The following is a 12,396-nucleotide window of genomic DNA, read 5'->3' on the forward strand; positions in this document are numbered from 1 at the left end:
ATTTATATAGGGCGATTTCTGTTGGCAAAAACCATCATCGAGTTGAAGGGCGCCGATCTGACCCTTGGCAGTGCAGCCGCTTCCGTCCATGTGCTGAAGGGCATCGACCTCGATATATCAGCCGGCGAATCCGTCGGAATCGTCGGCCCTTCCGGTTCCGGCAAGTCGACGCTGCTGATGGTGCTTGCCGGATTGGAGAAGCTCGACAGCGGCGAAATCAACATCAACGACACGCCGCTCCATGCGCTCAGCGAGGACGAGGTCGCCGACTTCCGCGGCCGTAACATCGGCATCGTCTTCCAGTCCTTCCACCTGATTGCCAATATGACGGCGCTGGAAAACGTCGCCGTGCCGCTGGAGCTCGCCAATGTCCGCAACGCCTTCGAAATCGCCCGCCGCGAGCTGAATTCGGTCGGCCTCGGCGAACGGTTGAACCACTATCCCGGCCAGCTTTCCGGCGGCGAACAGCAGCGCGTCGCGATCGCTAGGGCGCTCGCCCCCTCGCCCGCTCTGCTGATCGCCGACGAGCCCACCGGCAATCTCGATACCGAGACCGGCCGCCAGATCGCCGACCTATTGTTTTCCAAACAGGCCGAACGCGGCATGACCCTGCTGCTCGTCACCCACGACGTCTCGCTTGCGAACCGTTGCTCGCGCCAGATCCGCGTCCGCTCCGGCCGGATCGAAGGCGACAGCGCCGCCCGCCGCAGCGAGGCGGCAATCGCATGAGAATGATCGCGCCGCGCACCGCACTTGCTTTTCGCCTGGCGCTCCGTGAGCTGCGCGGCGGCATTCGCGGCTTCTACATCTTCCTCGCCTGCATCGCCCTCGGTACAGGCGCGATTGCCGCCGTCAATTCGGTTTCGCAGTCGATCACCGACACGATCGCCTCGCAGGGGCAGGAGCTCTTGGCCGGCGACGTCCGCTTCGAGCTCAACAACCGCGAGGCCACAGCTGAGGAGATGGCCTTCCTCGAAAGTCTCGGCACCGTCTCGGTGTCGACCGGCCTGCGTTCGATGGCCCGCAAGCCTGATGGTTCCGACCAGGCGCTGGTCGAAGTCAAGGCCGTCGACGACGCCTACCCGCTCTATGGCAGCTTCGCGGCCGAGCCGGATTATCCGCTTGCCGCCCTGCTGTCGGCCCAAAGCGGCACCTACGGCGCGGTCGCAGCGCCGCTGCTGCTCGACCGGCTTGGCCTTGCGGTCGGTGACGAATTGCTGCTCGGCAACGTCAAACTCAGCATTACCGGCACCGTCAAGACCGAGCCGGACGCCCTCTCGGAAGGTTTTGGCTTTGCGCCGCGCCTGCTCGTCAGCCGCCGGGCGCTCGAGGCCTCGGGCCTGATCCAGACCGGAAGCCTGGTCGAACATGCCTATAAGATCCGGCTGGAGAACAAGGGCGCAATGCCGGGCATCCAGGCGCGCGCCGCCAAGGAATTTCCCTCCGCTGGCTGGGCTGTCCGCACCAGCGACCGCGCCGCTCCCTCGCTTACCGAAAACATCACCCGATTCTCGCAGTTCCTGACGCTGGTCGGCCTCACGGCGCTGATCGTTGGCGGCGTCGGCGTCGCCAACGCCGTGCGGGCCTTTCTCGATTCCAAGCGCACCACCATCGCCAGCTTCAAATGCCTCGGCGCACCGGCCCAGGTCGTGGTTCTGATCTATCTCTTCCAGATCGCCATCATCGCCCTTGGCGGCATCATGATCGGCCTCGTCATCGGCGCCCTGTCGCAGATCTTCGCCGCCCAGTTCCTGGCGCAATTCCTGCCGGTATCCACCGCGCCGGCGCTCTATCCCGGCGCCCTGCTGCTTGCGGCGCTCTTTGGCATCCTGACGACGCTCGCCTTCGCCATCCTGCCGCTCGGCCATGCCCGCGAAGTGCCGGCGACGGCCCTCTTCCGCGAGCAGGGCTTCGAGGCCCGCCGCCTGCCGTCCTGGCCCTACATCCTGCTGGCCGCCCTGTTCATGGCGACCCTTGCCGGCCTCGCCGTCCTCACCTCCTATGATCGCTACATCGCCATTGTCTTCGTCGGTGCGATCGTCTTCGCCTTTGTCGTGCTGCGTCTCGTCGCCGCCCTGATCGCCTGGCTCGCGCGCCGCAGCCCGCGCGTCAACTCGCCGGCGCTCAGGCTTGCGATCGGCAACATCCACCGTCCCGGCGCCCTGACGCCCTCGGTGGTGCTGTCGCTCGGCCTCGGCCTGGCATTGTTGGTGACGCTGACCCTGATCGACGGAAACCTGCGCCAGCAGCTGACCGGCCGCATGAACGAGGGCGCGCCGAACTTCTTCTTCGTCGATATCCAGAGCGCCGAGGTCGACGCGTTCCGCAATCTTGTCCAGACGCAGGCGCCGAATGGCAAGCTCATGGAAGTGCCGATGCTGCGCGGCCGCATCGTTGCCTTCAACGGCGAAGACGTCACCAAGATGAATGTGCCGGCCGCTGGCCGCTGGGTGCTGAACGGCGATCGCGGCATCACCTACGACGACACCTTGCCGGAAAACGCGGCGCTGACCGAAGGCAGCTGGTGGGACAAGGATTACAGCGGCGAACCGCTCGTCTCCTTCTCCTCGGAAGAAGCGCACGAACTTGGCCTGAAGATCGGCGACACCATCACCGTCAATGTGCTCGGACGCAACATCACGGCCAAGATCGCCAATCTGCGCCGCGTCCAGTGGGAATCGCTGTCGATCAATTTCGTCATGGTCTTCTCGCCGAACACCTTCCGCGGCGCTCCGCATGTCTGGCTCGCAACCCTGACCGATCCCGCCTCGACGCCGGCCGAAGATGCGGCGATCTTGAAATCCGTCACCAACACCTATCCCACGATCACCAGCGTGCGCGTCAAGGATGCGATCGACATCGTCAATCAGCTCGTTGCGCAGCTTGCGACCGCGATCCGCGCCGCGGCATCGGTGGCCCTGATCGCCTCGATCCTCGTCCTCGCCGGAGCGCTTGCCGCCGGCAACCGGGCGCGCACCCACGATGCCGTAGTGCTGAAGACGCTGGGCGCCACCCGGGCCATGCTGATCCGCGCCTTCAGTTACGAATATCTGATCCTCGGGCTCGCAACCGCGATTTTCGCGCTATTCGCCGGCGCCGTCGCCGCCTGGTTCATCGTCGCCCGCATCATGCGCCTGCCCTCGGCCTTTCTGCCCGATGTGGCGGGGCTGACGCTGGTGACGGCGCTCGTCCTGACCGTCGGCATCGGCCTGATCGGCACTTGGCGCATCCTCGGCCAGAAGGCGGCCCCGGTTCTGCGCGAACTTTGACCGAGGGGACACGCCAAACCCTTCACCTTACGGCGATTTAACCGGCCGGGCCTTTGCAACCCTCTTGTTTGCAAAGGGCGAAGGCCTCATATTGTCTGCAGGCATGCTGGAGCTCCGCAGCGGCGCCCGGGTCGAAAACCCCGACACCGTATCTCCATCGGAGCTTGTAAGAGGAAACTATGGCTGACCTTCGTAACTATCAAAGCCGCGCTCAGACCGGCGAGATGATTGATCAAGGCCTGCGCGCTTATATGCTCAAGGTCTACAACCTGATGGCGCTGGGTCTGGCGATCACCGGTGTGGCCGCATATTTGTCGTTCCAACTCGCGTTCTCCAATGGCGAGATCACCGCTTTCGGCCAGGCGATCTATCTGAGCCCGCTGAAATGGGTGGTCATTCTGGCGCCGCTGGCTCTGGTGTTCTTCCTGAGCTTCCGGATCCATAGCATGACGGTGAGCGCCGCCCAGACGACCTTCGCGATCTATGCCGCGCTCGTCGGTCTGTCACTCTCGTCGATCTTCCTGATCTATACCGGTCAGAGCGTCGTTCAGACCTTCTTCGTCACCGCCGCCTCGTTCGGCGCGCTGTCGCTGTACGGCTACACGACGAAGCGTGACCTGTCGGCAATCGGCTCGTTCCTGATCATGGGTCTCTTCGGCCTGATCATCGCCTCACTCGTCAACGTCTTCCTGGCTTCGTCCGCAATGCAGTTCGCCATCTCGGTGATCGGCGTGCTGATCTTCGCAGGCCTCACCGCCTACGACACGCAGCGGATCAAGGAGCTCTACTACGAAGCTGATGACGTCGCTGTTGCCGGCCGCAAGGCGATCATGGGCGCACTGACGCTCTATCTCGACTTCATCAACCTCTTCATGTTCCTGCTGCAGTTCATGGGCAACCGTAAATAAGCAGGTCCATCAAGATCGAAAAGGCGGCTTCGGCCGCCTTTTTTGTTGCGCCGCTTTCGGAGGAATGGTTTTAGAGGAGTTCTGCCCCGCCGCTGGACCAACCGCTCGATGTCCTTCCTTCTGCGTGACGCCTCTGAAGCCGATATCTCCGCCATTACCGGGATCTATCGTGACTCCGTCCTGAACGGCGTTGCAAGCTACGAGATCACACCGCCCCCCGAGGCCGAGATGGCGCAGCGTTTTACCGCGATCGTCGGCCAGCAATATCCCTATATCGCCGCCATTGATGACGACGGAAGCTTCCTCGGCTACGCCTACGCCTCGGCTTTCCGCACCCGCCCGGCCTATCGCTGGATGGTGGAGGATTCGATCTACCTGGCGCCCGAAGCCCGCGGTCAAGGCATCGGCAAGGCGCTGATGTCCGAATTGATCGACCGCTGCACCGCCCTGGGTTTTCGTCAGATGGTGGCCGTCATCGGCGGTGCGAGCCCTGCCTCGATCGCGCTTCATCTCAAGGCTGGTTTCGTGGAGGTCGGCCTGATGCAGGGCACAGGCTACAAGCATGGTCGCTGGCTTGATACGATGCTCATGCAGCGCAGCCTCGGCGCGGGCACGACGACCGATCCGGATCCATCCACCTATCCCGGGACGTTGTTTGCCGGCTGATCAGGCTTACTTGTCGACCAGCTTCAAGGCCTTGTCGAATACCTTGAGCACTTGATTGAGCTCGTGTCCGCGCTTCAGGATCATACCGTTGACGTTGATGACGGAATAGGCGCCTTGCTTGGCCGCGAGCTTCGGGTTCTTTTCGATTCGGAAGAACGGCATTTCGCCGGAGCGCTTGAAGACGGAAAACACCGCCCTGTCTTTCAGGTGATCGATGGCGTAATCGCGCCATTCGCCCTCGCCGACCATGCGGCCGTAGATCCAGAGGATCGCGTCGAGTTCGCGCCTATGAAAAGTCACCGGAAGCGGATCTTTGCTTTGCTTGTATTCCCTGAGATCGACGACGACTGAGGAAGTGTTGTCGACGGAGCGGCTTTCGCCGTGTCGCAAATCCGGCTGATCTGTCATCAGTCTCCCGAGGCCTCCGCTTGTGACAGGAGAATGACAGTTTGCCCGAGCCGCCACAAATTGCAAGAGTGCGGCCCGTCACATTCGGCCGCAGTGGACTGTGGACAGAGGCGACGCTTTCTCGGCAGCGCCGCATTTCAGTCAAAACAGCGCCTCATTTGCAGGGGAATTATGCATCCCGGTTTGGCGCCAGCGCGCCAAAGGGCCCGGCGGAGCGTATCGACCTTAACCCCAGCCCCGAATACGCTCAGCCGGGCCGTCCGGACCCTACATCCGCAAGCGGATGAATCTCAAATATTTTTGCCCGCCATCACCACGGTCGCGCCAAGGATCGCGGCCGGATCGCCGTCCGCGGTCGCCGACTGCAGCAGGATAGCGCAACCCTCGAGCTGCGGCCGCTGCAGGACGCTTGCCGGCAGCGTCAGATTGGTCGCCTTGCCATCCCACATGCCAACGGTTTCGACATTGGTGACGCTGTGCAGATAGGAGATCTTCTTGCCGCTGTTTTCACCCTTCTCGACGTCGATCGTCTTCTCCTTGTCGAAATAGACCATGACGACATTGGCTTTACCCTGCCCGGCGCCGATCTTGATTTCCAGTTCGTCGCCGCGCATCGATGCGCTGATGGGAACGGTCAGTCCGTTGCCTTCGCTGCTGTAAATGTCGATCTTGCTGTTGATGCCGGTGAGATCGGAGCCGGCCAGATGACTGCGCCCATTGACGATGGCCTGCGGCGTGTAGACGTTGCTGCGGCCCATCGTCCTGGCATAGCCGTACTGCCGCTCGGTGTTTTCCTTCGAGCTCAGCGTATCGGCCCAGCCGAGATAATTCCAGTAATCGACGTGATAGGCGAGCGCAATGACATTGCCTTGGTTCACCAGCTTGCGAAAGGCCGCGTCAGCAGGGGGACAGGAGGAGCAGCCCTGCGCCGTGAACAGCTCGACGACGCCTTTCGGGGTGCCGTCTTCGGCATGCAACGGGCTTGCGAGAACAACACCGGCGAACAGCGGGATCAAGAAACGGGGGGACATTCACCTGCACCTCTTTTTCAGCGCCGACGGCGGATTGGTACCGGAGGCTCTGAGATATGAACGTACGAATAATCCTTCCGGGTCCAAACGAAAAGTCACGAACGGGTGAGACGTAGCTCGACCGGAAGCCGCAGAAAACAAATCATCGTGAGCCTGCTCAAATGCTGCCGCCGCAAAAGAAAAGCCGCCGGAAATCGCTCTCCGGCGGCCACACTCATCTCAGGCTCTTAACGATCAGGCAGCGAGATCGCGCAGCACCGTCTGCAGGATGCCGCCATTGTTGAGGTAGATTACCTCGTCGAGCGTATCGACGCGCGACAGCAGCGGAACGTCCTTCACGGTGCCGTCGCTATAGGTGATCTTGGCGATCTTCCGCTCGCGCGGCTTGATCTTGTCCAGGCCCTCGATGGTGACGAGTTCGTCGCCCTTCAGGCCGAGGCTCTGCCAGGTCGTGCCCTCTTCGAAGACAAAGGGGATGACGCCCATGCCGACCAGATTCGAGCGATGGATGCGCTCAAAGGACTGGGCGATCACCGCCTTGACGCCGAGCAGGTTGGTACCCTTGGCAGCCCAGTCGCGCGACGAGCCGTTGCCGTATTCGACACCGGCGAAGATGACGAGCGGCACCCCTTCGGACTTGTACTGCATGGCGGCGTCGTAGATCGAGGTCTCCTCCTTCGACGGGTAGTGGATGGTGTAGCCACCTTCCTTGCCGTTCGGGCCAAGCATGTGGTTGCGGATGCGAATGTTGGCGAAGGTGCCGCGCATCATCACTTCATGGTTGCCGCGGCGTGTGCCGTACTGGTTGAAGTCGGCAACTGCAACGTCGTGGCCGATGAGGTAGGCGCCTGCCGGCGAAGCCGCCTTGATCGAACCGGCCGGCGAGATGTGGTCGGTGGTGATCTTATCGCCGAACAAGCCGAGGACGCGCGCGCCCTTGATATCAGCGACGCCGGTGCCCTTCTTGCCCATGCCGACGAAGTAGGGCGGGTTCTGGACATAGGTCGAGTTGTCGTCCCAGGCATAGGTCTGGCCCGGCGGAACCTGAACGGCCTGCCAGTTGACGTCGCCCTTGAAGACGTCGGCGTACTTGGATTCATAGAGCTCGCGGGTGACGTATTTCTGGATGAATTCCTGCACCTCATGCGAGGTCGGCCAGATATCCTTGAGATAAACAGGATTGCCGTTCTGGTCTTCGCCGATCGGTTCCTTGGTGAGATCCTTCTGCACGGTGCCGGCGAGCGCGTAAGCGACGACGAGCGGCGGCGAAGCCAAGTAATTCGCCTGGACGTCAGGCGAGATACGGCCTTCGAAGTTGCGGTTCCCCGACAGGACGCCGGATACGATCAGGCCCTTGTCGTTGATCGTCTTCGAGATCGGCGCCGGCAGCGGGCCGGAATTGCCGATGCAGGTGGTGCAGCCGAAGCCGACGAGGTTGAAGCCGAGCTTGTCGAGGTCGGCCTGCAAGCCGGACTTGGCGAGATATTCGCCGACGACCTGCGATCCCGGCGCCAGCGAGGTCTTGACCCACGGCTTGGTCTTCAGGCCCTTGGCAACGGCGTTGCGGGCGAGAAGGCCGGCAGCGATCAGTACCGACGGGTTGGAGGTGTTGGTGCACGAGGTGATGGCGGCAATCGCGACGTCACCATGGCCGAGATCGAAATCCGTGCCTTCGACCGCATAGCGGTTGCTGAGCTGCCCGGGCTTCTTGTAATCGGCATCCATCGAACCGGCGAAACCGGAAGCGATGTTTTCGAGCGCGATGCGCCCTTCCGGACGCTTAGGGCCGGCCATCGACGGCACGACGTCGCCGAGGTCGAGTTCCAGGGTGTCGGTGAAGACCAGATCGGAACCGTCGCCTTCACGCCACATGCCCTGGGCCTTCGAATAGGCTTCGACCAGCGCGATCCGGTCATGCGTGCGGCCGGACATGGTGAGATAGTTGATGGTTTCGCCGTCAACCGGGAAGAAGCCGCAGGTGGCGCCGTATTCCGGACCCATGTTGCCGATCGTCGCACGGTCGGCGAGCGGCATGTTGTCCATGCCGGGGCCGAAGAATTCGACGAATTTGGAAACGACGCCCTTCTTGCGCAGCATCTGCACGACGGTCAGAACGAGGTCGGTCGCGGTCACGCCTTCCTTGAGCTTGCCGGTCAGCTTGAAGCCGATGACTTCGGGCAGCAGCATCGAGACCGGCTGGCCGAGCATCGCCGCTTCCGCTTCGATACCGCCCACGCCCCAGCCGAGAACGCCGAGACCGTTGATCATCGTCGTGTGGCTGTCGGTGCCGACGCAGGTATCGGGATAGGCGATCGTCTCGCCGTCTTCTTCCTTCGTCCAGACGGTCTGGCCGAGATATTCGAGATTGACCTGGTGACAGATGCCGGTGCCCGGAGGAACGACGCGGAAATTCTTGAAGGCCTGCTGGCCCCACTTCAGGAAACGGTAACGCTCGCCGTTGCGCTGATATTCCAGCTCGACGTTCTTGGCGAAAGCCTGCGGCGTGCCGAATTCATCGACGATGACGGAGTGGTCGATGACGAGATCGACGGGAACGAGCGGGTTGATCTTCTCGGGATCGCCGCCGAGCGACACCATCGCGTCGCGCATCGCGGCAAGGTCGACGACGGCGGGAACGCCGGTGAAGTCCTGCATCAGCACGCGCGCCGGGCGATAGGCGATTTCGTTTTCGACCGCACCCTTGTTGTTCAGCCACTCGGCAACGGCCAGGATATGCTCCTTGGTGACCGACTGGCCATCTTCGAAGCGCAGCAGATTTTCCAGCAGCACCTTCATCGAATAGGGCAGCTTGGAAACGCCGGGCAGACCATTTGCCTCAGCCTTGGGCAGGCTGTAATAGACATAGTCCTTCCCGTTCACGGAAAGCGTGGAACGACAATTGAAACTGTCAAGAGATTTAGACACGAGAGACCCCGTTTCTGATAGCCAACACAGTCGTGCGAACGCCTATGCACTTAATGCACATCAGGATGCGGGTACGGCCATTTCCGCTGTCCGCACGTGGAGCAGACGCTCCAAGTTCGGCGCAAGGATGAAATTCACGCCGACCGCTGGCGTGGTTGCAGGTCTTATAGATAATTTCCTAAAAACTTGCCATACCCGGAAACGAGCAAAATCGGACATTTTTTGACCCATCCGGAAGCCAAAACGAAGAAAGAACCGATGCATGCATCTCACCGCCGAAAATCTGGCCGCAAGGCGCGGTGACGATCTGATTTTCGTTAATCTTTCCTTTCACTTGGCGGCCGGCGAGGCGCTTGTGTTGACGGGGAGAAATGGATCGGGAAAGTCCACTTTGCTGCGTGTTGTTGCCGGCCTCCTGCGGCCGGAAAAAGGCACTGTCGTCTTTCATGGCGACGGCAGCCGGGAAGGCCGGCATCCCGGCGAGGTCAGCCACTACCTCGGCCATCGAAACGCAATGAAGAATGAACTTACGGTTGCAGAGAACCTCGATTTCTGGCGCACCTTTCTCGACGAAACGGAAACTTCTGCCGGCCTGTCCCTTGAGGAGGCAGCCGAAGCCGTCGGCCTCTCGGGAATAACCCACCTTCCCTTCGGCTATCTCTCCGCCGGCCAGCAGCGCCGATTCGCCTTCGCCAAGCTGCTCGTCGCCCATCGCCCGGTCTGGATCCTCGACGAGCCCACAGCGGCGCTCGATGCCAGCGCCGACCGGCTGTTCGCCGGATTGATCGAAGCGCATCTGGCAAAGGGTGGCATTCTTCTGGCGGCGACACATCAGCCGCTGGGATTGAAGAATATGCAGGAATTGAAAATGACGGGCTTTGCCGGCGTGGATCAGGGAGTGTGGGGATGACTGCCCTCTTCCTCCGCGACCTGAAACTTTCCATCCGCGCCGGCGGCGGTGCGCTGATCGGCGTGCTGTTCTTCCTGACCGTCGTCGCCGTCATCCCCTTCGGCGTCGGGCCGGATCTCAAGCTGCTTTCGCGCATCGGCCCAGCCATCGTCTGGATCGGCGCGCTGCTTGCCGCCCTTCTCGGCCTCGACCGCCTGTTCCAGGCCGAGCGCGACGACGGATCGCTCGACCTGATGCTGATGCAGGAAACACCGCTTGTCCTGACCGTGCTGGTCAAATGCTTCGCCCATTGGGCCGCCACCAGCCTGCCGCTGGTGATCGCCTCGCCGCTGCTCGGCCTCTTCATGAATATGGACGAGGCAGCGATCGGCGCGACCATGCTGACGCTGCTTGTCGGCTCGCCGGCCATTACCTTCATTGGCGCCGTCGGCGCTGCCGTTGCCGTCGCCCTGCCCCGCGGCGGCCTGCTGGTTTCGATCCTGGTCCTGCCGCTGACCATCCCGGTGCTGATCTTCGGCGTCAGCGCCACCTATGCCGCGGTCGAGGATCCCGCCCCTTTCCTGCCGCCCTTCCTCATCCTGACTGCGCTGACGCTGTTCTTTGCGGTGATCGGCCCGGCCGCCGCTGCGCTCGCGCTTCGAAACACGTCGGATTGAATGTCACTCGATTGCGGGAACAGCCGGATAGGGATAAGGAAGCGGCCATGAACGACATAAGCCTTGCCATCCGTAAATTCAGCGATCTCGCCAATCCGACGCGATTTCTGGCGCTGGCGGCCCGCGTCATTCCTTGGCTGGCTTGCATCACCGCGCTGTGTTTCGCGGCCGGCCTCTATCTCAGCTTCTCGACCGAAGGCGATTACCAACAGGGCGAGACCGTTCGGATCATGTATATCCACGTGCCTGCCGCCTGGCTTTCGATGATGTGCTACACCATCATGAGCGTCTCGGCGATCGGCACGCTCGTCTGGCGCCACCCGCTGGCCGACGTCTCCGCCAAGGCCGCAGCCCCGCTCGGCGCCGCCTTCACCTTGCTCGCGCTGGTCACCGGCTCGCTCTGGGGCAAGCCGATGTGGGGTACCTGGTGGGTGTGGGATGCGCGCCTGACCTCGGTCTTCGTGCTCTTTCTGATGTATCTCGGCCTGATTGCGCTGAGCCGCGCCATCGACGATCCGTCGAGGGCGGCGCGGGTCTCAGCCGTGCTCACCCTTGTCGGCTTCGTCAACATTCCGATCATCAAGTTCTCCGTCGAATGGTGGAACACGCTGCACCAGTCGGCGAGCGTGCTCAGGATCGGCGGTCCGGCGATCGATCCGGAATTCCTGCGCCCGCTGCTCATCATGGCGATCGCCTTCACCCTCCTCTTCTTCACCCTGCACATCATGGCGATGAGGAACGAGATCTGGCGCCGCCGGATCGCCGCGCAGCGCCGTCTCGCCGCCCGGATGGCGAGCCGGGAGGAGTAGATCATGACGCATGCCTTCTACGTCTACGCCTCCTACGGCTTTGCGGCGCTCGTGACGATCGCGGTCACGCTCTGGACCTGGGCCGACGGCCGGGCGCGCCGGCGTGAGCTCGCAGCCCTCGAAGCCGCGGGCATTCGCCGCCGCTCGGCGTCCGCGAGGGACGGCGAATGAGCGAAACACCTGAAACCAAGCCCGGCAAGCCGAGCGGACTTAGCCGCTACGCCCTGGCGCTTCTGCCGCTGTTCGTCTTCGGCGCCATTGCCGCGACGGCCGCAAAGATGCTCTATGACCAGGATTTCCATGGCAAGAACATCGCCGAAATCCCGTCGGCCCTGATCGGCACCAAGGCGCCGGCGCTGAACCTTCCGCCGCTCGACGGCGCAAATCTGCCGGCGCTGACCGATGCGGCGATCACGGGCAAGCTGACCCTGGTCAACGTCTTTGCCTCCTGGTGCATCCCCTGCCGGGACGAACACCCGATCTTGAAGGAACTGGCGAAGGACAGTCGGCTGATCATCGTCGCCATCAATTACAAGGACAAGAACGACAACGCCCTGCGTTTCCTCGGCGAGCTCGGAAATCCCTATCGGGCGATCGGCGTCGACCCGAACGGCAAGGCGGCGATCGACTGGGGCGTCTACGGGATCCCGGAAAGTTATCTGGTCGCCCCCGACGGCACCATCCTCTACAAACGCGTCGGCCCCTTCGACGATATCAGCCTGAAGGAAGGGCTGTTTCCGGCGATGGAAAAGGCGCTGGCGAAGCCGGCTTCGTAAGCATCATTCCGGATGAGGGGTCTTTGCAACGACGTGGG

The 12,396-nt window shown here is 62.3% G+C and carries 12 protein-coding genes; 9 read left to right on the plus strand and 3 right to left on the minus strand.

All coding sequences use genetic code 11. The annotated features are described in order from the left end of the window. The first annotated feature begins 21 nt into the window (after positions 1-21). From AMC88_RS20705 to AMC88_RS20720, 4 genes are all read left to right on the plus strand, one after another. The gene (locus tag AMC88_RS20705) at positions 22-729 is read left to right on the plus strand and encodes an ABC transporter ATP-binding protein (RefSeq protein WP_012485524.1); all 708 of its coding nucleotides are present in this window, start codon (positions 22-24) and stop codon (positions 727-729) included. Further along, positions 726-3,269, plus strand: a complete 2,544-nt coding sequence (locus AMC88_RS20710) for an ABC transporter permease (protein WP_064825731.1) — start codon at positions 726-728, stop codon at positions 3,267-3,269. The genes AMC88_RS20705 and AMC88_RS20710 overlap by 4 nt, the downstream gene beginning before the upstream one ends. Positions 3,270-3,448: 179 nt before the next feature. After that, positions 3,449-4,177 carry a Bax inhibitor-1/YccA family protein gene (locus AMC88_RS20715; RefSeq protein WP_004676875.1) on the plus strand — a complete coding sequence of 243 codons (729 nt, stop codon included), beginning with the start codon at positions 3,449-3,451 and terminating at the stop codon, positions 4,175-4,177. Positions 4,178-4,285: 108 nt separating this feature from the next. Then, the gene (locus AMC88_RS20720) at positions 4,286-4,843 is read left to right on the plus strand and encodes a GNAT family N-acetyltransferase (protein ID WP_012485526.1); all 558 of its coding nucleotides are present in this window, start codon (positions 4,286-4,288) and stop codon (positions 4,841-4,843) included. Positions 4,844-4,849: 6 nt separating this feature from the next. Here AMC88_RS20720 and AMC88_RS20725 read toward each other — a convergent pair whose 3' ends face one another. The 3 genes from AMC88_RS20725 to acnA form a co-directional block, all read right to left on the minus strand. After that, on the minus strand, positions 4,850-5,251 hold the full coding sequence (locus tag AMC88_RS20725) for a DUF2794 domain-containing protein (protein ID WP_010011188.1): 402 nt from the start codon (positions 5,249-5,251) through the stop codon (positions 4,850-4,852). 290 nt (positions 5,252-5,541) lie between these two features. After that, positions 5,542-6,282 (minus strand): DUF1223 domain-containing protein, encoded by a 741-nt coding sequence (locus AMC88_RS20730; protein WP_012485527.1) that lies wholly within the window; start codon positions 6,280-6,282, stop codon positions 5,542-5,544. A gap of 234 nt (positions 6,283-6,516) precedes the next feature. Beyond that, positions 6,517-9,207 (minus strand): aconitate hydratase AcnA, encoded by a 2,691-nt coding sequence (gene acnA / locus AMC88_RS20735; protein ID WP_012485528.1) that lies wholly within the window; start codon positions 9,205-9,207, stop codon positions 6,517-6,519. A 262-nt stretch (positions 9,208-9,469) separates the two neighbouring features. Between acnA and ccmA the strand changes: the two genes are divergently transcribed. The 5 genes from ccmA to AMC88_RS20760 are packed head-to-tail and all read left to right on the plus strand — an operon-like array spanning position 9,470 to position 12,358. Then, a complete protein-coding gene (gene ccmA / locus AMC88_RS20740) occupies positions 9,470-10,117 on the plus strand; it encodes a heme ABC exporter ATP-binding protein CcmA (RefSeq protein WP_012485529.1) in 648 nt (215 codons plus the stop codon). Beyond that, positions 10,114-10,773: a heme exporter protein CcmB gene (gene ccmB / locus AMC88_RS20745; RefSeq protein WP_012485530.1), complete on the plus strand. Its 660-nt coding sequence runs from the start codon at positions 10,114-10,116 to the stop codon at positions 10,771-10,773. The genes ccmA and ccmB overlap by 4 nt, the downstream gene beginning before the upstream one ends. A 47-nt stretch (positions 10,774-10,820) precedes the next feature. After that, positions 10,821-11,582: a heme ABC transporter permease gene (locus AMC88_RS20750; RefSeq protein WP_012485531.1), complete on the plus strand. Its 762-nt coding sequence runs from the start codon at positions 10,821-10,823 to the stop codon at positions 11,580-11,582. 3 nt (positions 11,583-11,585) lie between these two features. Next, complete coding sequence (ccmD, locus tag AMC88_RS20755) at positions 11,586-11,753, plus strand: heme exporter protein CcmD (RefSeq protein ID WP_010013142.1); 168 nt, start codon at positions 11,586-11,588, stop codon at positions 11,751-11,753. Continuing rightward, positions 11,750-12,358 carry a DsbE family thiol:disulfide interchange protein gene (locus tag AMC88_RS20760; RefSeq protein ID WP_064825732.1) on the plus strand — a complete coding sequence of 203 codons (609 nt, stop codon included), beginning with the start codon at positions 11,750-11,752 and terminating at the stop codon, positions 12,356-12,358. The genes ccmD and AMC88_RS20760 overlap by 4 nt, the downstream gene beginning before the upstream one ends. Positions 12,359-12,396: the final 38 nt, after the last annotated feature.

This window comes from Rhizobium phaseoli, assembly GCF_001664385.1.
Lineage (GTDB): Bacteria > Pseudomonadota > Alphaproteobacteria > Rhizobiales > Rhizobiaceae > Rhizobium > Rhizobium phaseoli.